Consider the following 20,291-nt stretch of genomic DNA (forward strand, 5'->3'; position numbering starts at 1 on the left):
CCGGCAATAAGTCCCATGGGTTTTTTACGTTCGCTTGCGTACTTCCGTTAGGTGCGCTGAAGGCGCGCCCCTACGCTCGGATCGGCTCACGTGCTTACCTGCACCGATTGCCCCGCGATCGCCCGGAGCGGTAACCGGTTTGATGACAAGGCCCAAGCGATGCAGAAATCGAGACTTTCCCACCCTCTGCTGGTGACCAGCGGCTTGGCACTGATGCTGGGCAGCGCGGGACTGCACGCCCAGCAGGCGCCGGCGCGCGCGGGCACGCAACAGGCGCCTGCGCGTCCCAATACGCAGCAGCGCATCGACAACCTGCAGCGCCAGCTCGACGAGCAGCGCCAGGAAATCGAGCGCCTGCGCAGCCTGGTCTCGCAGCAGCAAAGCAACCAGGATGCGTTGCAGCAGCGCCTGCAGCAGGAGCAGAACGCGGCGCGTGCCACCGCCAGGGTGGTGGAGTCGCAGCCGGGCGCCGTGACCGCGGCCGCCGGTGCCTCGCCGCCCGTGGCGGTGCGGGTCGACCCGCACGAGGGGCAGGGCCAGCGCGTGGTCCAGGTGGGCGTGGCTCCGGCCGCGCCCGAGGCGCCGCCGGTCGTGCCGATGTTCGACCAGCCGGGCATCCTGACCCCGCCCGGGCGCTATGTGCTCGAGCCATCGGTGCAGTATGGCTACTCGTCGAGCAACCGGGTGGCGCTCGTGGGCTACACCATCATTCCGGCGCTGCTGATCGGCCTGGTCGACGTGCGCGAGGTCAAGCGCAACACCATCACCGCGGCGCTCACGGGCCGATGGGGGCTGACCAATCGGCTGGAAGCCGAGTTGCGCGTGCCCTACGTCTACCGCAACGATGCGTCGATCAGCCGCGAGATCTTCACCGGCGCGGCCGCGGAGCAGTCATTCAGCAGCCGCGGCCATGCGGTGGGCGATGTGGAGATGGCGGTGCGCTACCAGCTCAATCAGCCGCGCGCCGACCGTCCCTATCTGATCGGCTCGCTGCGCTTCAAGAGCCGCACCGGCAAGGATCCGTTCGATGTCGTGACGGACTGCCAGACGCGCTGCATAGGCAACACCACGGGCACCGGGCTGCCGCTGGACCTGCCCACGGGCTCGGGCTTCTATTCGCTGCAGCCCTCGCTCACCTGGCTCATGGCGTCCGACCCGGCGGTGTTCTTTGGCGGCATCAGCTATACCTACAATTTCGGCCGCGACGATATCTCGCGCCAGGTGCTCAACGGACAGCGCGAGTACATCGGCTCGATCAAGCCGGGCAATATCTGGGGGCTGAATTTCGGCATGGGCATGGCGCTCAACGACCGCTCGTCGTTCAGCATGGGCCTCGATCTGAGCTCGATCGGCCGCACCAAGCAAAACGGCAGCTCGGTGGCGAGTTCGGTGCGCGCGCAGATCGCCACCTTGCAACTGGGCTACTCGTACCGGCTGAGCCAGCGCACCACGCTCAACGTGTCTGTGGGCGCCGGGCTCACGCGCGACACCCCCGACCTGACCCTGACGGTGCGCCTGCCGATGTCGTTCTGAGATGGGCGCAGCCATGAAGCAGGCGCATATCCTCTGCCTGGATCTCGAAGGCGGTGGCATGGACGAAGTCGCGCGGCGGCTGCAGCAGCTGGGCTGGCAGGTGACGCTGGCCGCCGATGCGGCAGCGGCGCCGCTGGCGCAACGCGACGCCGGGGTCGGCCTGCTGGGCGTGGGCACGGCCCGGCCCCAGACGCTGGAGCTGGTCGAACGCTGCCTGCAGTCGGCGCCCGGCATGGAATGGGTGGCGCTGTGCGAGGAGGTGGCGCTCGAGGGCGTGGCATTCCGGCGCCAGGCGCTCGAGAGCTTTTTCGACTACCAGGTCATGCCGCTCGACTGGCCTGCCATGCAGCATGTGCTGGAGCATCTTGAGCGGCGGGCACGCCTGCGCCAGTGCCAAAGCCAGCCGGCCGCTGCCGGCGACGCGCTGGGCATGGTGGGCCGCAGTGCCGGCATGCAGCAGCTGCGCCAGGACATCGCGAAGGTGGCGCAGACCCAGGCTTCGGTACTGATCGGCGGAGAAAGCGGCACCGGCAAGGAGCTCGCGGCGCGCGCCATCCATGACTGCTCCACGCGCCGCGACCGGCCGTTCGTGGCCATCAACTGCGCGGCGGTCGCACCCGCGCTGATCCAGTCGGAACTGTTCGGCCACGAGCGCGGGGCGTTCACCGGCGCCGCGGCGCAAAAGCGCGGGCTGATCGAGACCGCGCAGGGCGGCACGCTGTTTCTCGACGAGATCGGCGACCTGCCGCTCGATCTGCAGGCGCATCTGCTGCGTTTCCTGCAGAACCGCACGCTCACGCGCGTCGGCGGGCTGGTCGACATCGAAGTCGATGTGCGCGTGGTGGCGGCCTCGCATGTGGACCTGGCCAGTGCCGTGGCCCAGGGGCGTTTCCGCGAGGACCTGTTCTACCGCCTCAACGTGCTGGCCCTGCAGGTGCCGCCGCTGCGCGAACGCATCGAGGACGTGCCTGAGCTGGCCCAGCATTTCTTTGCGCGTTGCGCGGCCGACCGGCCCGCGCGGCTGCAGGGCTTCAGCCGCCAGGCGCTGGCGGCCATGCTGGGCTACGCCTGGCCCGGCAATGTGCGCGAACTCTACAACCGGGTGCTGCGCGCCGTGGTGATGAGCGATGCGCGCTGGATCGGCGTGGCCGATCTGGGCCTGCCGAGAACGCAACTCGTGGCCGGCGCGCAGCTGGATCTGGCGCGCACCCAGGCCGAGCGCGAAGCCATCCACCAGACGCTGAGCCGCGTCGGCAACAACATCACCCATGCGGCGCGCGACCTGGGCATCTCGCGCATGACGCTGTACCGGCTGATGGACAAGCACGGCCTGGCGCTGCCGGCGCGCGAGGTGCAGGACGCCCATTGGCGCCGCGAGAACCTGCGCTGACGGCCGCGCTGGCGTGGCTATTGCGCCGCGCCCATGCCGCGGGCGCGCTGCGCCGATCGTTCGAGCGCCGCCGCATCCGGCATGGCCGTGGGCCAGCCCGCGAGATGCTGCTGCGTCAGCTGGCTCAGCGCCGTGATCCAGGGCGCGCTGTCGTTGAGGCAGGGGATATAGGCAAACGCCTTGCCGCCCGCATGCAGGAAGGCTTCGCGCGCTTCCTGGTTGATTTCCTCGAGCGTTTCCAGGCAGTCGCTGGTGAAGCCCGGGCAGACCACGTCGACGCTTTGCACGCCGCGCTGGGCCATGGCGACCAGCGTCGGCTCGGTGTACGGCTCAAGCCATTTCGCCTTGCCAAAGCGCGACTGGAAGGTGATGGTGTACTGCGACGGCGCCAGGCCCAGGCGTTCGGCCAGCAGCCGGCCGGTCTTGTGGCTTTCGCAGTGGTAGGGATCGCCCAGGTGCAGCGTGCGTTCGGGCACGCCGTGAAAGCTCATCACCAGATGCGCGCTGCGCCCGGCATCGCGCCAGTGCGCCTCGATGCGCCGCGCCAGCGCGTCGATATACCCCGCGTCGTCGTGGTAGCGGTTGACGAAGCGCAGCTCGGGAATGTGGCGCTGCGTGCGCGCCCAGTCGTACACCGCATCGAACACGCTGGCCGTGGTGGTGCCCGAGTACTGCGGGTACAGCGGCAGGATCAGGATGCGCGTCGCGCCTTCGGCCTTGAGCGCATCGAGTTCGCTGGCGATGGACGGGTTGCCATAGCGCATCGCGTGCCGAACCAGCACATGCTGGCCCGCCTCGCCAAGCCAGCCGCGCAGCAGCAGCGCCTGGCGCGCGGTCCAATGCGCGAGCGGCGAGCCGTCCTGGGGATGCCACACGGTTGCATACTTCGCGGCCGATTTCGCCGGGCGCGTGCGCAGGATGATGCCGTGCAGGATCGGCCACCAGGCCAGTTTCGGGATCTCCACGACGCGGTCGTCGCCAAGGAACTGCGCGAGATAACGGCGCACGGCCGGCGCCGTCGGCGCATCGGGCGTGCCCAGGTTGCACAGCAGCACGGCGGTGCGCGGCACCTGTCCGTGGATGAAAGGGGGTTCGGGCACAAAGCGTGAAGGCATGCTTCGATTGTGCCAAGGCCCGGGGCCGCGCGCAGCCCCCGGCCCGCGATGGCTGCGGTATTCTCGAGCGCATATGCAAGCTCTCCCTGATTTCAGTGCCTTCGGCGGCGTGCCTGCCCACGCCATCCGTGCCCACGGCGTGCGTGCCCACGCCATCCGTGCCATCACCATCGATCTCGACGACACGCTGTGGCCCATCTGGCCGACCATCGAACGCGCCGAGCGCGTGCTGCTCGAATGGCTGCACGTCCATGCGCCGGCCACGGCGCAGTCGCTGCAGACCGCCGAAGCCGTGCGCGCGGTGCGCAACGAGATCGGCAGCCTGCGGCCCGATCTCGCGCATGACCTCAACGGCCTGCGGCGCGAATCCATCCGCCTGGCGCTGACGCGTGCCGGCGACGACCACACGCTGGCCGAAGCCGCGTTCGATACCTTCTTTGCCGAACGCCAACGCGTCGAGCTGTTCGAGGACGCGCTGCCCGCGCTGGAATTCCTGTCGTCGCGCTGGCCCGTCGTGGCGTTGAGCAACGGCACGGCCGATGTGCATGTCGTGGGGCTCGGGCGCTTCTTCCACGCCAGCGTGAGCGCCCACCGCGTGGGCTTTGCCAAGCCCGACGCGCGCATCTTCGCGCTCGCGGCCGAAGCCGCGGGCGTGCCCGCAGACAGCGTGCTGCACATCGGCGACGACGCCATGCTCGACGTCAAGGGCGCGATGGATGCGGGTATGCACGCAGCCTGGCTCAACCGCGCGGGCGTAGACTGGCCGCACGAGGGGGTGACGCCCCACGCGACGGTGGCCAGTCTCGCGCAGTTGTGTCAGGGTCTGGCCCAAGGCTGATTCCCGACCCTCCCTGCCTGCGAGCCGAGACCTATGCCCAGTATCCTGCCCTCCCGCCTGTCTCCCTCCGCGCTTCCCCCGGTCCACAGCATCGGCCTGCTGCAGCCGCTGGCCTGGCTAGGGCTGGCCTGGCGCGACCTGTGCCGCGCGCCGCTGTTGGGCTACGCGCACGGTCTGGTATTGGCGCTGCTGGGCGCTGCCATCCTGGCCGTCGGGCACAATCGCTTCTGGCTGATGGCTGGGGCCCTGTCGGGGTTTCTCGTCATCGGACCGGTGGTGGCCACCAGCCTGTATGCGATCAGCCGCGCGCTGGAGCGCGGCGAGGCGGTCGGCCCGGGCCTGGTGCGCCAGACCTGGATGCGTTGGCAGAGCGGCCATGCAGGGCTGCAGCAGCACGCCGGCTATTGGTGCCTGGTGCGCTTCGGCCTGCTGCTGTCGTTGGCGGCCACGGGCTGGGTCGTGGTGTCGGCGTCGCTGATCACCGTGCTGTCGCCGGTGCCGGTGCGCACGCCCATGGATTTCCTGCAGCAGGTGGTGCTGGCCCACGATGGCCGCTTGTTTGCACTGTGGCTGGCGCTGGGCAGTTTCCTGGCCGCGCCGATCTTTGCGTCCAGCGTCGTGGCCATGCCGCTGCTGCTCGACCGCCGCGTGAGCGTCTGGCAAGCCGTGCTGACCAGCTGGACGGTCGTGATTGCCAACCCGGCGCCCATGGCGCTGTGGGCGGCGTTGATTGTGTTGTTTACCCTGCTGGGCCTGGGCTCGCTGCTGATCGGCCTGGTGGCCGTGGTTCCGATGCTGGGACATGCGAGCTGGCATGCCTACCGTGACCTGGTGGATGTGTCCGGGCTCGCGCCGCGCGAGCCGGCGCCGCCGGGCAGGGCGTTGTAGGAAATGTCGTTGTGATTTTCGGGTTTACGGAAGAGCAGATCGCGCACTTCTTTCTCACCTACGGGGTGGGGGCGTTCATTCTTTTCATGCTGTTCATCATCTTGCAGCTGGCGCGCCAGTCCAAGGCCGGCAAGTTCGGCACCTTCGTGATCTTTCTCGGACTGGGCGTGGGTTTCATCGGCTTCATCGCCAAGTTCATCATCCAGTGGTGGCTGGAGCGATAGCTCCGCGGTCCCTGCAATCCGCATGAAATTCTGCAGAGGCTCCTGGGCCCGTGGCCAAAGCCGCCCACCGAACTGCCGGCAAGGCTGAGCCTCCGGCGTTGAACATGTTCACTTCCGAGCGCCTCAAGGGGATAGACGTATTTGTCTGCGTGGTCGATGCCGGCAGCTTCACCGCCGCGGGCGAACGCCTGCATCTGACCAACTCGGCCGTGGGCAAGGCCGTGGCGCGGCTCGAGTCGCGCCTGGGCGTGCGGCTGTTCGAGCGCACCACGCGGCGGCTGGCGCTGACCGATGCCGGCCAGGCGTTCCACAAGACCTGCCAGCAGGTGCTGGGCCAACTCGAGGAAGCCGAGCATGTGCTCAAGTCCGAGGGCAGCGCGCCCCAGGGCCGGTTGCGCATCGATCTGCCCGCGACCTACGGCCAGCTGCGCGTCATGCCGCTGCTGTTTGATTTCGTGAAGGCCTATCCCGGCGTACAGCCACAGATCTCGTTCACCGACCGGTTTGTCGACCTGGTCGAAGACGGCATCGATGTCGCGGTGCGCATTGGCGGCAGCGAGCGCTGGCCCGCGCCCATCGGCCACCGGTATCTGGGCCGCGACCGGCGCGTCTTCTGCTGCGCGCCCGCCTATCTCGAACGCGTCGGCCCGTTGGCCGACGACCGGGCGGCGCTGAATGCCATGGACGGCGTGCTCTATCTGCGTGCCGATGGGTCGCCTGCGCCCTGGCTGATTCAGCGCGGCACGGCGCCGATCGAGCATCTCCAGCCGACGGCGCGCCTGGAAGTGGGCAATGCCCAGGCCTGGGTCGATGCGGTGCTGCAGGGGCTGGGCGTGGCGCAGATTTCGACCTGGCTCGTGGGCGAGCGGATCGCGCGCGGGGAACTGGTCGAGGTGCTGCCGTCGTTTGCCGCGGACGGCCTGCCGCTGTATCTGCTTTGGCAGCGCAGCCGCCAACTGCTGCCCAAGGTGGATGCGCTGCTGGGCCATCTGGGAAAAGGACTGAGCGTTTGAATTGCGGAATGTTTGGATGAAGTCTGGAGAAATTTCATCCAACACGGGAACATGGGGAATCAATAAGCTCGCGCCTTTGCATTTTCGGTTTCCGCTCCATGCCCTCATCTTGCGCCGCTGGTCGGCCACAGCCCGCCGCAGGCCAGACGTCCACGCTGATCCTGGCGGTCGCCGCCTTCGTGATCGTCACCACCGAGTTCCTCATGGTCGGCCTGCTGCCGGCGCTGGCGCGGGACCTGTCGATTTCCGTGGCCACCGCGGGCCAGCTGGTGACGCTGTTTGCGGTGGTGGTGATGCTGTTCGGGCCGCTGCTCACCGCACGCCTGGCGCATATCGAGCGCAAGCGCATGTTCGGGGCGGTGCTGGTGCTGTTTGCGCTGTCGAACGCGCTGGCCGCGATGGCGCCGAATCTCTGGGTGCTGGCGCTGGCCCGTATCGTGCCGGCGCTGGCGCTGCCGGTGTTCTGGGGCACGGCCAGTGAAACCGCCGCGCAGCTGGCCGGGCCCGGACGCGCGGGCCGGGCGGTGGCCACCGTCTATCTGGGCATCTCCGCGGCCATGCTGTTCGGCATTCCCCTGGGCACGCTGGCCGGCGATGCCATCGGCTGGCGCGGCGCGTTCTGGGCGCTGGCCTTGCTTTCGGCACTCGTGGCGCTGCTGCTGCATTTCTCCATGCCGGCGCTGGCCGGCAGCCCGCGCGTGGGGCTGGCGCAGCAGGCGCGCATCCTGCGCGATCCGGGGCTCGTCGCCCAGGTGCTGCTGTCGGTCGCGGTGTTCACTGCCATGTTCACTGGCTACACCTATCTTGCCGAGCTGCTGGAAAAACAGGCGCTGGTGCCGGCCGCGCAGGTGGGCTGGTGGCTGATGGGTTTCGGCGCGGTGGGCCTGCTGGGCAACTGGCTGGGCGGGCGCTGGGTCGACCGCCAGCCGCTGGCGGCCACGGCGGCATTCAGCGTCCTGCTGGCGCTGGGCATGCTGGGCACGGTGGCGCTGGCGCAGCAGCACGCGGGCCTGGTGCTCGCCCTGGCGCTGTGGGGCATTGCCAATACCGCGCTTTACCCGATCTGCCAGATCCGGGTGATGAAGGCCGCGCCCCAGGCCCAGGCATTGGCGGGGACCATCAATGTTTCCGCGGCCAATGGCGGCATTGCGTTGGGCGCGATGCTCGGCGGCGCCAGCGTGGCGGGCTGGGGCGTGGGCAGTGTGGGCGTGGCGGGCGCTCTCGTTGCCGGTGCTGCGGCATTGGCGGCGCTGGTACTGGCGCGCTGGAGCCTGCGCAAAGACGCGTGAACTCAGTCCGGGCACCGGGCGTTTTCCGCTGAATGGCACAGCGTGAAAACCTGCGCGCAGGGCGCGGCGTCGGCGCCATGCGCCTGGAGCGTTGGCGCGGACAGCCCGCCCGCCAGGCTGGCCTCGAGCGCGTGCCGGTCATAGCCGCTGACCAGGTAGATCCAGTCGGCGGCTTGGTCGCCGCCGCGGATTTTCTGCTCGGTGGTGGGCGCGATATCGGGTGTCTGCGTCTGCAGCAGATGCGCGCCGGTCGTGCCGGGCTGCTGGGACAGTGCCTCGGCTTGCGCGCGCAGGTGGCCGCGCAGCGCCTGCGCGCCGCCGCGCGCCGGCGAGCAGCGCACGGTGAGCATGAAACGCCCGAGCGCGCTGCCCGCGCTCTCCAGCACCTGGCACTGGCTGCGCACCATGTTGCGGTGCTGGGGCATGAGGCGCGACGACCAGGGCGTGGGCTGGTTCAGGCGGCTCAGATAGCCGTCCGATACCAGCGTTTCATAGCGGTCGAGTTCGTACATGACGAAGAAGCCTTCGCCGCCGTCCGCATCGGCCCAGCGCGAGCCGCGCAGGAATCCGGGAATGCCCATGCGTTCAGGGAAATGTTCATGCGAATGCCAGTCCTCGAATTCCGCACGCCATGCGCCGGCCATATCCCACCACATTGCAACGGCGGCCTTGCCCAGAAGTGCCATGATGGTCCTTTCGTTCTCAAGCCGTCATTTCGCCGCGCGCAGGCGCGCCAGTTCGGCGTTCACCTGTTGCATGAGCGGATCGCCGACTTCCTTGCTGAACTTGTCGACCACGGGCTGCACTTTCTGGCGCAGGCGCGCGACTTCGGCCGGGCTCACTTCGTTGACCTGCATGGTGTTCTTCAGGCCGTCGATGGCCTGCGCCTCCTTGCGCTGCGAGATCCTGCGCTCCTCGGCCTTGGCTTCGTCCGCAGCCTCGGTGATGATCCTGCGCTCGGCGGCCGACATGCCGTCCCAGGTCTTCTTGCTCATCAGCAGCGGCATGCCGGTGTAGATGTGCCGGGTCAGCGACAGGTATTTCTGCACCTCGGCGAATTTCGCCGACTCGATCACGCCCACCGGGTTGTCCTGCCCGTCGATGGCCTTTGATTCAAGCGCGCCATAGACCTCGCCGAAGGTCATGGGCACGGGATTGGCGCCCAGCGTGTTGAACATGTCGATATAGATCGGCGCGGCAATCACGCGCAGCTTCAGGCCCTGCAGATCCTCGGCGCGGGCAATCGGGCGTTTGCTGTTGGTCATATTGCGAAAGCCCAGGTCCCAGATGCCCAGGCCCACCAGGCCGAAGCGCGACAGGCCGTCCAGCAACTGCGTGCCGACCGGGCCGTCGGACACCGCGTACGCTTCCTGGGCGTTGTTGAACAGGAAGGGGAAGTCGAACACCATGAACTGCTTGTCCACGCCGGCCAGCAGGCCCGTGGCCATCGAGGTGAAGTCCAGCGTGCCGCCACGCACCGCCGACAGGTTCTGCGGGTCGCCGCCCAGCACCGCATTGGCATAGATCGAGACCTTGATCTTGCCGCCGCTCTTTTGCGCCACCAGGTCGGCGAACTTCTGCGCGCCCTGGCCCAGCGGGTGGTCCTTGGCCAGGCTGAAGGCGAACTTGAGGTTGCGCTCCTTCACCTCCTGCGCCAGCGCCGCCGGGGCTTGCGCCAGCAGCAGGGCGCCGGCGGCACCGACGATGGCGCGGCGAATCAGGGACGGGGTGGTTTTCATGTCTCTACCTTTGCGTTGAGGGAAGGAAACGGATGCCGGCGGCCATCATATCCAAAAAGTTGAATGATGTTCAAATTTTCAACGTCGTTCAACTTTTGAACGGTTATGATGGGCGTCATTTTTGTGGGCAAGGAGAAACGACATGAGCGGCGCCATGGAGAAATCGCTGGCCATCCTTGAATACCTCGTGGGGTATCCGGACGGCGCGGCGTTGGTGAAGATCGCCACCGACCTGAACCAGCTGCGCAGCGGCTGCCACCGCACGCTGCACGAGCTGATCGGCTACGGCTATGTGCGCCAGATGCCGCAAAAGGGCGACTACGCGCTGACCACCAAGCTGTCGTCGATGGGGCTGAGCTTCCTGAGCAAATCCGGCGTGGTCGACATTGCCCAGCCGGTGATCCAGCGGCTGGCCGAGGCCACGGGCGAACTCGCGCGCCTGGCCATCGTCGACGGCGAACGCCTTACGCTGGTGGCCAAGGCCCAGGGCGCGAAGTCCGGCCTGCTCTATGACCCCGACATGGGCATCGACCTGCAGCTGTCGTGCAGCGCCGCGGGCCAGGCCTGGCTCATGACGCTGCCCGAGGACCAGGCCATCGCGCTGGTCAGCCGTCAGGGTCTGGGCAGCCCGAAGCAGTTCGGCCCGAATGCGCCAACCTCGGTCAAGGCCTTGATGAAGCTGCTCGAAGGCCACCGCGAGCGCGGCTATTGCATCATCCAGGACATGTATGCGCCCGGCATGAGTTCGATGGCCGCGCCGGTGCGCCGCAAGGGTGAGCCCACCACGGGCGTGCTGGTGGTGGCAGGGCCATCGATGCGGCTCACGCAAAAGGCCATGGCCAGCTTTGGTCCGGCCTTGATGGAGGCGGCGGCGGAACTGGCCGTGGCCGGAGATGCGTCGCCGCTGCTCAAGTCCGCCAATGTCGGGACCTGGGGCAATCAGCTGGATAGGAAGGGCTGAGCCGGCCTCCGCACGCCGCGTTCAGCGCAGCGCCTGCGCCGCGCCGATCCCGCTCCTGACCGCACCTTCGAGCGTGGCCGGGTAGGGCCCTGCGACATAGTCGCCGCAGGCCAGCAGTCCCGGCGCCAGTGCCTGGGCGGGGCGCTGCAGGCCGGGCGTGCAGGCAAAGGTGGCACGCTTGTCGATCACCGTGGTGAGCGGCTGCATGCCATGCCAGCCGAGTTCGCGCGCGGCCTGGGCCAGCACCTGGGCTTCGGTATCGGCGCGCGAGGCCACGCTGGCGCTGACCACAAAGGCCATCAGGCCCGCCGGGCCGCCCAGATGGCCGCGGTCGAAGACGAATTGCGCGGGCGCATCCGGGCCGGGACGCAGCGCCAACAAGGGCAAACCGGGCTGCAGGCGCTGCTGCGGCCTTGCGCTGCGGGCGTAGACCGTGGCAATGGCGGTATGTTCAAGCGCCGCGGCGCTCGCCGGCCATTGGCGCAGCGCCGGCGCATCGGGCAGGGACTTGGCGGCCTGGCCGGCCAGGCGCGCGGCTTCGCTCGCGGGCGTCGCCAGCAGCACCGCGTCGAAGGCTTCGCCATCGACCCGCCACGCCTTGCCATCGGCCTGCAACTGCGCCACCCGCGTGCCCAGCCGCAGGTCGTGGCCGCGTGCCTGCAGCCAGTCGGCCGCGGTGGCGGGAAAGAGTTGGCCCAGGTCGCAGGTCGGCAGCAGGAAGTTCGAGCCGCCGCGGCCGCTGAACAGCGCATCGCGCAGCACGCGCAGGAATACCGCGCCGCTCGACAGCGCGGGCGGCGTGTTGAGCGCCGAGACGCACAGCGGCTCGATGAATTCGGCCATCAGCCTTGGCGGCAGCGAAGCACACAGATCGGCCACGCTGGCGCGTTCATCGCAACGAAAGCCGCGCAGCCGCCAGCGCGTGGCCCAGGCCAGCAATGCCAGCCGCTCGCGCCAGCGCCAGCCGCGCGCACCCAGAATGCCCGCCAGCGCATCGAGCGGCGGCGCCAGATCGGGAAATGCCAGGCCCGAGCCATCGGCGTGGCGCAGCGTCATCGGCAGGCGCCGCAGCGCGGTGTCGACCTCGACGCCGACGCTGCGCATCAGCGCCAGGCAGTCGCTATAGGCGCCAATCAGGATGTGCTGGCCGTTGTCGAGCGTGAGCGGTCCGTCGGGCGTGTCGAGCGCCAGCGCGCGCGCGCGCCCGCCCCACTGGCGCGCGGCCTCGTAGACCGTGACCTGGCGGCCCGATTGCCCCAGTGTCACCGCCGCCGCCAGGCCGGCCCAGCCGCCGCCGATGACGGCGACGCGCGCGCTCACATGCGCCCCAGCGCCTGCATCTTCCACGCCAGCCAGAGCTTGCGCAGCGGCGTGAGCTTGATGCGCTGGTGCAGCACCTGGAAGTTGTCGTGCTCGATCTCGCGCAGCAGCGTGCGGTAGATGCTGGCCATCATCAGGCCCGGTTTCTGCGCGCGCCGGTCGGCCGCGGGCAGCAGGGCCAGCGCTTCGTCATAGAGCCGGTGCGCGCGCTCGGCCTGGAAGCGCATCAGCGCGGTGAAGCGGTCCGAATACTGGCGCTTGAGGATCTCGTGCGCCTTGACGTCGAACTGCTGCAGTTCGTTCACGGGCAGGTAGATGCGCCCGCGCAGCGCGTCCTCGCCGACATCGCGGATGATGTTGGTCAGCTGCAGTGCCTGTCCCAGCTTGTGCGCATAGGCCGTGGTGGCGTCCTCGGTCTGGCCGAAGATGCGCGCGGCGACCTCGCCGACCACGCCCGCCACCAGGTGGCAGTAGCGCTGCAGGCCGGCGTAGTCGAGGTAACGCGTCTGGTCCAGATCCATCTGGCAGCCATCGATCACGGCCAGCAGATGCGCCTGCGTGATGCCGTACTCGGCCGTGCTGGGCATCAGCGCCTGCATCGCGGGGTGCGTGGGCTGGCCCGCAAAGGACTTGGCCACCTCGCCGCGCCACCAGGCCAGCTTGGTCGCGGCCACGCCGGGATCGCTGACCTCATCGACCACATCGTCGATCTCGCGGCAGAACGCATAGAAGGCCGTGATGGCCGCGCGCCGCTGCGGCGGCAGGAAAAGAAAGGCGTAATAAAAGCTGCTGCCCGAAGCGGCAGCCTTTTCTTGAGCGTACTGGGCCGGATTCATATTGGCGCTGATTCTCCCATGATCGCGGCTGGGGCTTTGGGGGATTGGGTTGTGGGTGGGCCTTCGAGGGGCCACCCTTCGACCCTTCGACAAGCTCAGGGCTTAGGGCCCAGGGCCCTGGGCCCAGGGTGAGTACCCCCCGTTCGTCCTGAGCCCGGTCGAAGGCTGAACGGCCTGCCCTCAAGCGCCGTCGCGCCGGCCTTCAGCCGCCGCGGCCGCCGCGCGCAGCTTGTCCTTCTTGCTCGGCCGCTTGCCCTTGACTCCGCCATTGCCATCCGCCGCGCCGGGCACGGGGGCGGGCACTTCTTCGGTCGGCTCGAACCCTTCGATGATCTCGCGTGGCAGCGCCAGGTGCTGGCGCTTTTCAATCAGCTGCCAGTGGGCCTCGCTGGCCGGCGTGACGAAGCTCACCGCCAGGCCGCTTTCGCCCGCACGGCCCGTGCGGCCGATGCGGTGCACATAGTCGACGGCCGAACGCGGCAGGTCGTAGTTCACCACCACCGGCAACTGGGCGATGTCGATGCCGCGCGCCGCCAGGTCGGTGGTGACCACCACCTGCCAGCGCTCGTCCTTGAACTCCTCGAGCACCTGCTGGCGCGCGCCCTGGCTCAGTTCGCCATGGAAAGGCGTGGCGTAGATGCCGTTCTTGTAGAGCTTCTCGGCGACGACATTGGCCGTGTGCTTGGTGGCCACGAACACCAGCACGCGGCTCCAGGCCGGGTCGGCCAACAGCGTGCGCAGCAGCTGCGTGCGCCGCGGCGTGTCCACGGCAATCGCGCGCTGCACGATGGTGGCCTGGCTTTCGGCGGTGTCGGTGGCCACTTCCACGCGCAGCGGGTCCTGCAGCAGGCTTTGCGCCAGCGCCTCGACGGCCTGCGGGTAGGTGGCCGAGAAGAACAGTGTCTGGCGCTTCTTCGGCAGCAGCGCCAGCGTGCGCTGCAGTTCGTCGGCAAAACCCAGGTCCAGCAAGCGGTCGGCTTCGTCGAGCACCAGCAGCTGCACCTGGGCCAGTTTCAGCGCGCGGTGGTCCACCAGGTCCAGCAGACGGCCCGGCGTGGCGACCACGATGTCGGCGCCGCCGCGCAGCGCCATCATCTGCGGATTGATCGACACACCGCCAAACACCACCGCGATCTTCGGCGGCTGCGGCAAGTGCCGGCCCAGGCTGCGCAGCACTTCGCCGACCTGCGCCGCGAGTTCGCGCGTGGGCACCACCACCAGCGTATGGACGCTGCGCGCGCCGCCGGGGCGCTGGGCCAGCGCCAGGTTCTGGTGCTGGAGCAGCGCGGGCAGCGCGAATGCCGCGGTCTTGCCCGAGCCGGTGCGCGCCGAGGCCCAGACATCGCGTCCCTGCACGATCGCGGGAATGGCTTGCGACTGGATGGGCGTGGGCTGCGCGAACCCCAGTTCACTGGCGGCGCGGGCAAGGGCCGGGGAAAGGCCAAGAGAGGAAAAAGGCATGGATTTGCAATAAGAGGTGCGGGCGCGAAAGCCGGGCGCGCGGACACGCGGGCCAGCGCCGGTAATGGGGGGATTGTGCGCCAGCGGCGGCGCAGCGCCCCAGGCCAGGGCCTTTACATGCGCAGGCAGCGGCCCAGCATGCGCAGCCAGTCGGCCTTGCCCAGCGTGGGGCGGGTGTGCAGGCTCGCGCCCTGCAGCGCATCGACCTTGTCGAGAATGCGCAGCCCGCCTTGCACCACGAGGCGCAGTTCCCAACCCGCGCGCCCGGGCAGGCGGTGCACCAGCGGCAGGCCCGCGAGCATGCACTCACGCGCCCAGCGCGCGTTGTCGGCAATCAGCTGCTGCGTGGCCGGCGTGCTGATCAGCGTGGCAAGTTCGGCGCGCGTGACGCCATGGCGCGCGCAGTCGGCATCGCTGAGATAGTGGCGGCCGCGCGGAATGTCCACGCTCAGGTCCTGCCAGAAGTTGATCAGCTGCAGCGCGCTGCAGACCGCATCGCTTTGCGCCAGTGCCTGTGCGTCATGCACGCCATAGAGATGCAGCAGCAGCCGGCCCACGGGATTGGCCGAGCGCCGGCAATAGTCCAGCAGTTCGGCGCGGTCGGCGTAGGTGCCTGCGGCCGCGGTCTTGTGGATGTCCTGCACGAAGGCGCTGAGCAGATCGTCGAGCAGCGCCACCGGCAGCGCATGCTGCTGGATGGCGCATTGCAGCGGCCCGAACACCGCGGCCCAGCGCGCGGCGGGCACCTGGCCCGCGGCCACGGCCTGCAGCTGCGCGCGGTAGGCCGCGAGCTCGGCCAGCCGTTCGTGCGGCGCGGCATCGCCTTCATCGGCAATGTCGTCGGCGGTGCGTGCAAAGCCGTAGATCGCGGCAATCGGCTGGCGCAGATGCGGCGGGCACAGCAGCGAGGCCACGGGGAAGTTCTCGTAATGGGTGACCGGTGCCGCCAGCGTGGGCGGCGTGGCCGGGGGCAGGGGGTTTGACGAAGCGGCAGGTTTCACGCCAGCATTGTCGCTTGACAAGCGCGCCCGGCCTTTGATAATTACTAACCGATGAGTCATTAGTGTCGATCTGCCGTCTGGCAGACCGATTCCTCGCAGATTTGTACTGTGTCGTGGGCCCGTGTCCATGGGCGATATCCGTCCATGGACAGCGGCCTGCGCTCTTTTAGGCGTCCCATGCCCTCCTTGCTTCTTTCGCGGCCCCGCTGGGCCATTCCCGCCCTGGTCCTGGCCTGCGGCCTTGCCGCCTGTTCGCGCCCGGCGCCCGCTCCCGAGCCGGTGCGCGCCGTGAAGCTGCTTGAGGTCGGCACGGGCGCCTATGGCACGCAGATCGAGTACGCGGGCGAAGTGCGCGCGCGCATCGAGTCGCGGCTGGGTTTTCGCGTGCCGGGCAAGCTGGTCTCGCGCCAGGTCGAACTCGGGCAGCAGGTGCGCGCGGGCCAGCTGCTGGCCGAACTCGATGCGCAGGACTACCGGCTCGCTGCCGACGCCGGGCGCGCGCAGGTGGCCGCGGCCACCACGCAGCGCGATCTCGCGGCCGCCGACGTGCAGCGCTACCGCACGCTCAAGGCGCAGAACTTCATCAGCAGTGCCGAGCTCGACCGCCGCGAGGCCACGCTGAAGTCGGCCCAGGCCAGCCTCGACCAGGCGCGCGCGCAGGCTGCGAGCCAGTCGCTGCAGGCCGACTACACGCGCCTCGTGGCCGATGTGGCGGGCGTGGTCACGGGCATCGATGCCGAACCCGGCCAGGTGGTGGCTGCGGGCACGCCCGTGGTGCGCATCGCGCAGAACGGCGAGCGCGACGTGGTGTTCTCGGTGCCCGAGGACAAGGTGGCGCGCGTGCGCCCCGGCCAGGCGGTGGCGGTGCGCACCTGGGCGGACGACCAGCGCTTGCGCGGCCGGGTGCGCGAAGTCGCGGCCAGCGCCGATGCGGCGACGCGCACCTATCTCGTGAAGGTGGCGCTGGAGCCCGCGCCCGGCCAGGCGCTGCCGGCGCTGGGCGCCACGGTGCATGCAGTGCCCGAGGGCATGGGCGCGGCCGGCGAAAGCGTCATCAAGCTGCCGACCACGGCCTTGCACCAGGCGGGCGGCGGCTCGGCCGTCTGGGTGTTCGATCCCGCGTCGAGCACGGTGCGTTCGCAGCCGGTGGTGGTGGGCACGGCCGACGGCAACCAGGTGGTGATCACCCAAGGCCTCACGGCCGGCATGCGCGTCGTGGCCACCGGCGGCCATGTGCTGGCGCCGGGCCAGAAGGTGACGGTGTACCAGGGTCCGGGCGATACCACTGCGGCTGGCGCTGCCGCGGCATCGGCCGCCGCGGCACCGGCCGCCGCGGCACCGGCCGCCGCGGCACCGGCCGCCGCACCGGCTGCACCGTCCCAGCCCGCCCCCGCCACCCGCTGAGTCCGCCATGAATCCAATGCAGCCCAAACCAGGCTTCAATCTTTCGCGCTGGGCGCTCGAGCACATCGCGCTCACGCGCTACCTGCTGGTGTCCATCGTGCTGCTGGGCTTTGCCGCCTACTTCCAGCTGGGGCAGGATGAAGACCCGCCGTTCACCTTCCGCGCCATGGTGGTGCGCACCTACTGGCCCGGCGCGACGGCGCAGCAGGTGGCCGAACAGGTCACCGACAAGCTCGAGCGCACCTTGCAGGAGGTGCCCTATGCCGACAAGATCCGCAGCTACTCCAAGCCCGGCGAGTCGCAGATCATCTTCCAGCTCAAGGACAACTCCAAGCCCAGCGAGGTCTCGCAGCTCTGGTACACCGTGCGCAAGAAGATCGGCGACATGCGCTATACCCTGCCGCAGGGCGTGCAGGGGCCGTTCTTCAACGATGACTTCGGCGACGTCTATGGCGTGATCTACGCGCTGCAGGGTCCGGGCTTCAGCTATGCGGAGCTCAAGGACGTGGCCGACGACGTGCGCCAGCAGCTGCTGCGCGTGCCCGATGTCGCCAAGGTCGAGATGTTCGGCGTGCAGGACGAGAAGCTCTACATCGAGCTGTCGCAGCTGCGCCTGTCGCAATTGGGCCTCGACATGAACCAGGTGCTGGCCCAGCTCGACCAGCAGAACGCGCTGCAGAGCGCGGGCGTCGTGCAAGCCGGCGACGAGCAGGTGCAGGTGCGCGTCGCCGGCGCCTTCAACGCGGTCGAGGACCTGCGCGCCATGCCGATCCGCGGCGCCTCGGGCGCGCAGCTGCGGCTGGGCGATATCGCCGAGATCCGCCGCGGCTATACCGATCCGCCGAACGTGAAGGTGCGCCACCAGGGCCAGGATTCCATCGCGCTGGGCGTGGCCATGACCAAGGGCGGCGACATCATCCGCCTGGGCAAGGCGCTGCGCGCCGCGAGCGCGCGCATGGCCAGCGAGCTGCCGGCGGGCATGCAGCTGGTCAATGTGCAGGACCAGCCCAAGGCCGTGTCCAACTCGGTCAACGAGTTCATCAAGGTGCTGATCGAGGCCGTGGCGGTGGTGCTCGCGGTGAGCTTCATCAGCCTGGGCCTGCACAAGCGCGAAGGCCCGCAGCGCTGGTGGCGGCGCTGGTACATCGACCCGCGCCCGGGCCTGGTGGTGGGCATCACCATTCCACTGGTGCTGGCCGCGACCTTCCTGGCCATGTGGTACTGGGACATCGGCCTGCACAAGATCTCGCTGGGCTCGCTGATCATCGCGCTGGGGCTGCTGGTCGACGACGCGATCATTGCCGTCGAGATGATGGTGCGCAAGATGGAGGAGGGCTACGACAAGCTGCGCGCGGCCACCTTTGCCTACGAGATCACGGCGATGCCCATGCTGACCGGCACGCTGATCACGGCCGCGGGCTTCCTGCCCATCGGCCTGGCCAAGTCGATGACGGGCGAATACACGTTTGCGATCTTCGCGGTCACGGTGGTGGCGCTGCTGCTGAGCTGGCTGGCCTCGGTGTTCTTCGTGCCCTATCTGGGCCTGCTGCTGCTCAAGCGCCCGCCGCATGCGCGCAGCACGCCGCCCGATGAGACGCTGGCGGAGGATGCTTCTGCCGGCACCGCAACCGCCGGTGCTCCTGCCGCACATGCCACGCACGAAGTGTTCGACAGTCCGTTCTACAACCGCTTCCGGCGCGCCGTCGACTGGTGCATCGACCATCGCTGGATCACCATCGGCGTCACCTTGCTGGTGCTGGCGCTGGGCGTGTTCGGCATGACGCGCGTGCAGCAGCAATTCTTCCCCGACTCGACGCGGCCCGAGATCATGGTCGACCTGTGGTTCCCCGAAGGCACCTCGTTTGCCGCCAACGCGCAGACCGCCGAAGCCGCGGAGAAGCGCCTGTTGGCCGAGCCCGGCGTCGAGACCGTGACCACCTGGTTCGGTTCGGGCGTGCCGCGCTTCTATCTGCCGCTGGACCAGGTGTTCCCGCAGACCAATGTCTCGCAGTTCATTGTCGTGGCCGAAAACCTCGCGCAGCGCGACCGCCTGCGCCGGCAGCTGCCCGAGATGCTGGCGCAGGAGTTTCCGCAGGCGCGCGGACGCGTGACGCTGCTGTCCTCGGGGCCGCCCGTGCCCTACCCGGTGCAGTTCCGCGTCGTCGGCCCGGATCCGGCCACGCTGCGCGCGCATGCCGACGAGGTCAAGCAGCTGCTGCGCGACAACGCCGACATGCGCGGCGTCAACGACAACTGGAACGAATCGGTCAAGGCGCTGCGCCTGGAGGTCGACCAGGACAAGGCGCGCGCGCTGGGCGTGAGCAGCCAGTCCATCGCCAAGGCGGCGAACACGCTGCTCAGCGGCGCCACGGTCGGCCAGTACCGCGAAGGCGACCGGCTGATCGACATCGTGCTGCGGCCGCCGCTCGACGAGCGCGACGCGATCACCGACATCGGCAACGCCTACATCCCCACGGCTTCGGGCCAGTCGATTCCGCTCACGCAGATCGCCAAGCCGGTCATGGCCTGGGAGCCGGGCGTGCTGTGGCGCGAAGGGCGCAGCTATGCGATCACGGTGCAGGGAGACGTGCGCGAAGGCCTGCAGGGCGCCACGGTGACCGAGGCGCTGCTGCCCGGGCTGCGCGCGATCGAGCAGCGCTGGCATGCCGAGGGGGCAAACGCCTACCGCATCGAAGTCGCGGGCGCGGTCGAGGAAAGCTCCAAGGGCGCCTCCTCCATTGCCGCGGGCCTGCCGGTCATGCTGTTCATCACCTTCACGCTGCTGATGCTGCAACTGCACAGCTTCAGCCGCGCGCTGCTGGTGTTCCTGACCGGCCCGATGGGCATTGCCGGCGTGGCCGCCGCGCTGCTGCTGCTCAACCGCCCGTTCGGCTTCGTCGCGCTCCTGGGCGTGATTGCATTGATGGGCATGATCCAGCGCAACTCGGTGATCCTGATCGACCAGATCGAGGTCGACCGTGCGCGCGGCATGCCGACCTGGAACGCCATCATCGAAGCCACGGTCGGCCGCCTGCGGCCCATCGTGCTCACCGCCGCCGCCGCCGTGCTGGCCATGATCCCGCTGTCGCGCAGCGTGTTCTGGGGCCCGATGGCCGTGGCCATCATGGGCGGGCTGCTCGTGGCCACGGTGCTGACGCTGCTGGCGCTGCCGGCCATGTACGCAGCCGTGTTCCGCGTGCGCCGGCCCGAACCCGAGGCATAAAAACTTGCAGCCGAAGGCCTGAAGGGCATTTTCGCGCAGGTAAAATAGGCGGTTGA

At 68.9% G+C, this 20,291-nt stretch carries 17 protein-coding genes; 10 read left to right on the plus strand and 7 right to left on the minus strand.

Annotated elements, in window-relative coordinates; all coding sequences use genetic code 11:
• Positions 1–159: 159 nt before the first annotated feature.
• Entirely contained in the window at positions 160–1,533 is a 1,374-nt protein-coding gene (locus tag HUK68_RS06610; protein ID WP_244146275.1) for a PspA/IM30 family protein, read from the plus strand.
• 13 nt (positions 1,534–1,546) lie between these two features.
• Positions 1,547–2,923 carry a sigma-54 interaction domain-containing protein gene (locus HUK68_RS06615; protein WP_175503480.1) on the plus strand — a complete coding sequence of 459 codons (1,377 nt, stop codon included), beginning with the start codon at positions 1,547–1,549 and terminating at the stop codon, positions 2,921–2,923.
• A 17-nt stretch (positions 2,924–2,940) separates the two neighbouring features.
• Here the strand turns inward: HUK68_RS06615 and hemH are convergent, their stop codons facing one another.
• Positions 2,941–4,038, minus strand: coding sequence for a ferrochelatase (gene hemH, locus HUK68_RS06620; protein ID WP_175503481.1), 1,098 nt, complete (start codon positions 4,036–4,038; stop codon positions 2,941–2,943).
• Positions 4,039–4,111: 73 nt separating this feature from the next.
• On the opposite strand from hemH, the gene HUK68_RS06625 reads away from it, so the two are divergent.
• The 5 genes from HUK68_RS06625 (at position 4,112) to HUK68_RS06645 (ending at position 8,290) form a co-directional block, all read left to right on the plus strand.
• Positions 4,112–4,876, plus strand: coding sequence for an HAD family hydrolase (locus HUK68_RS06625; RefSeq protein WP_175503482.1), 765 nt, complete (start codon positions 4,112–4,114; stop codon positions 4,874–4,876).
• Between the two features lie 33 nt (positions 4,877–4,909).
• Positions 4,910–5,764: a DUF2189 domain-containing protein gene (locus HUK68_RS06630; RefSeq protein ID WP_175503483.1), complete on the plus strand. Its 855-nt coding sequence runs from the start codon at positions 4,910–4,912 to the stop codon at positions 5,762–5,764.
• An 11-nt stretch (positions 5,765–5,775) separates the two neighbouring features.
• Positions 5,776–5,988, plus strand: a complete 213-nt coding sequence (locus HUK68_RS06635) for a DUF2788 domain-containing protein (RefSeq protein WP_175503484.1) — start codon at positions 5,776–5,778, stop codon at positions 5,986–5,988.
• 104 nt (positions 5,989–6,092) lie between these two features.
• Positions 6,093–7,001, plus strand: a complete 909-nt coding sequence (locus HUK68_RS06640) for a LysR family transcriptional regulator (RefSeq protein ID WP_175503485.1) — start codon at positions 6,093–6,095, stop codon at positions 6,999–7,001.
• A gap of 98 nt (positions 7,002–7,099) precedes the next feature.
• Positions 7,100–8,290, plus strand: coding sequence for an MFS transporter (locus HUK68_RS06645; RefSeq protein WP_175503486.1), 1,191 nt, complete (start codon positions 7,100–7,102; stop codon positions 8,288–8,290).
• Between the two features lie 2 nt (positions 8,291–8,292).
• Here the strand turns inward: HUK68_RS06645 and HUK68_RS06650 are convergent, their stop codons facing one another.
• On the minus strand, positions 8,293–8,976 hold the full coding sequence (locus HUK68_RS06650; RefSeq protein WP_175503487.1) for a hypothetical protein: 684 nt from the start codon (positions 8,974–8,976) through the stop codon (positions 8,293–8,295).
• Between the two features lie 24 nt (positions 8,977–9,000).
• Positions 9,001–10,029 (minus strand): TRAP transporter substrate-binding protein, encoded by a 1,029-nt coding sequence (locus HUK68_RS06655; RefSeq protein ID WP_175503488.1) that lies wholly within the window; start codon positions 10,027–10,029, stop codon positions 9,001–9,003.
• Between the two features lie 142 nt (positions 10,030–10,171).
• On the opposite strand from HUK68_RS06655, the gene HUK68_RS06660 reads away from it, so the two are divergent.
• Positions 10,172–10,990, plus strand: coding sequence for an IclR family transcriptional regulator (locus HUK68_RS06660; protein ID WP_175503489.1), 819 nt, complete (start codon positions 10,172–10,174; stop codon positions 10,988–10,990).
• Positions 10,991–11,011: 21 nt separating this feature from the next.
• Here HUK68_RS06660 and hpnE read toward each other — a convergent pair whose 3' ends face one another.
• The 4 genes from hpnE to hpnC all read right to left on the minus strand — a co-directional run bounded on the left by hpnE (position 11,012) and on the right by hpnC (position 15,608).
• Positions 11,012–12,310: a hydroxysqualene dehydroxylase HpnE gene (gene hpnE / locus HUK68_RS06665; protein WP_244146276.1), complete on the minus strand. Its 1,299-nt coding sequence runs from the start codon at positions 12,308–12,310 to the stop codon at positions 11,012–11,014.
• Entirely contained in the window at positions 12,307–13,146 is an 840-nt protein-coding gene (gene hpnD, locus HUK68_RS06670) for a presqualene diphosphate synthase HpnD (RefSeq protein ID WP_175503490.1), read from the minus strand. Before hpnD ends, hpnE begins: the two co-directional genes overlap by 4 nt.
• A 180-nt stretch (positions 13,147–13,326) precedes the next feature.
• Positions 13,327–14,607, minus strand: coding sequence for a DEAD/DEAH box helicase (locus HUK68_RS06675; protein WP_175503491.1), 1,281 nt, complete (start codon positions 14,605–14,607; stop codon positions 13,327–13,329).
• Between the two features lie 113 nt (positions 14,608–14,720).
• Positions 14,721–15,608: a squalene synthase HpnC gene (hpnC, locus tag HUK68_RS06680; protein ID WP_244146277.1), complete on the minus strand. Its 888-nt coding sequence runs from the start codon at positions 15,606–15,608 to the stop codon at positions 14,721–14,723.
• Positions 15,609–15,785: 177 nt separating this feature from the next.
• Between hpnC and HUK68_RS06685 the strand changes: the two genes are divergently transcribed.
• Entirely contained in the window at positions 15,786–17,012 is a 1,227-nt protein-coding gene (locus HUK68_RS06685; protein WP_175503493.1) for an efflux RND transporter periplasmic adaptor subunit, read from the plus strand.
• A gap of 7 nt (positions 17,013–17,019) precedes the next feature.
• Positions 17,020–20,235 (plus strand): efflux RND transporter permease subunit, encoded by a 3,216-nt coding sequence (locus HUK68_RS06690; RefSeq protein ID WP_175503494.1) that lies wholly within the window; start codon positions 17,020–17,022, stop codon positions 20,233–20,235.
• The last annotated feature ends 56 nt before the right edge of the window (positions 20,236–20,291 follow it).

This window comes from Comamonas antarctica, assembly GCF_013363755.1.
Classification (GTDB): domain Bacteria; phylum Pseudomonadota; class Gammaproteobacteria; order Burkholderiales; family Burkholderiaceae_C; genus Comamonas; species Comamonas antarctica.

Excerpts from the sequence above, each read along its gene's own strand:
- HUK68_RS06630 (WP_175503483.1), top strand. The coding sequence starts at position 4,910 with ATGCCCAGTATCCTGCCCTCCCGCCTGTCTCCCTCCGCGCTTCCCCCG.
- HUK68_RS06685 (WP_175503493.1), top strand. The coding sequence starts at position 15,786 with ATGCCCTCCTTGCTTCTTTCGCGGCCCCGCTGGGCCATTCCCGCCCTG.
- hemH (WP_175503481.1), bottom strand. The coding sequence starts at position 4,038 with ATGCCTTCACGCTTTGTGCCCGAACCCCCTTTCATCCACGGACAGGTG.
- HUK68_RS06645 (WP_175503486.1), top strand. The coding sequence starts at position 7,100 with ATGCCCTCATCTTGCGCCGCTGGTCGGCCACAGCCCGCCGCAGGCCAG.
- HUK68_RS06655 (WP_175503488.1), bottom strand. The coding sequence starts at position 10,029 with ATGAAAACCACCCCGTCCCTGATTCGCCGCGCCATCGTCGGTGCCGCC.
- hpnD (WP_175503490.1), bottom strand. The coding sequence starts at position 13,146 with ATGAATCCGGCCCAGTACGCTCAAGAAAAGGCTGCCGCTTCGGGCAGC.
- HUK68_RS06610 (WP_244146275.1), top strand. The coding sequence starts at position 160 with ATGCAGAAATCGAGACTTTCCCACCCTCTGCTGGTGACCAGCGGCTTG.
- HUK68_RS06650 (WP_175503487.1), bottom strand. The coding sequence starts at position 8,976 with ATGGCACTTCTGGGCAAGGCCGCCGTTGCAATGTGGTGGGATATGGCC.
- HUK68_RS06615 (WP_175503480.1), top strand. The coding sequence starts at position 1,547 with ATGAAGCAGGCGCATATCCTCTGCCTGGATCTCGAAGGCGGTGGCATG.
- HUK68_RS06690 (WP_175503494.1), top strand. The coding sequence starts at position 17,020 with ATGAATCCAATGCAGCCCAAACCAGGCTTCAATCTTTCGCGCTGGGCG.
- HUK68_RS06675 (WP_175503491.1), bottom strand. The coding sequence starts at position 14,607 with ATGCCTTTTTCCTCTCTTGGCCTTTCCCCGGCCCTTGCCCGCGCCGCC.
- HUK68_RS06640 (WP_175503485.1), top strand. The coding sequence starts at position 6,093 with ATGTTCACTTCCGAGCGCCTCAAGGGGATAGACGTATTTGTCTGCGTG.
- HUK68_RS06625 (WP_175503482.1), top strand. The coding sequence starts at position 4,112 with ATGCAAGCTCTCCCTGATTTCAGTGCCTTCGGCGGCGTGCCTGCCCAC.
- HUK68_RS06660 (WP_175503489.1), top strand. The coding sequence starts at position 10,172 with ATGAGCGGCGCCATGGAGAAATCGCTGGCCATCCTTGAATACCTCGTG.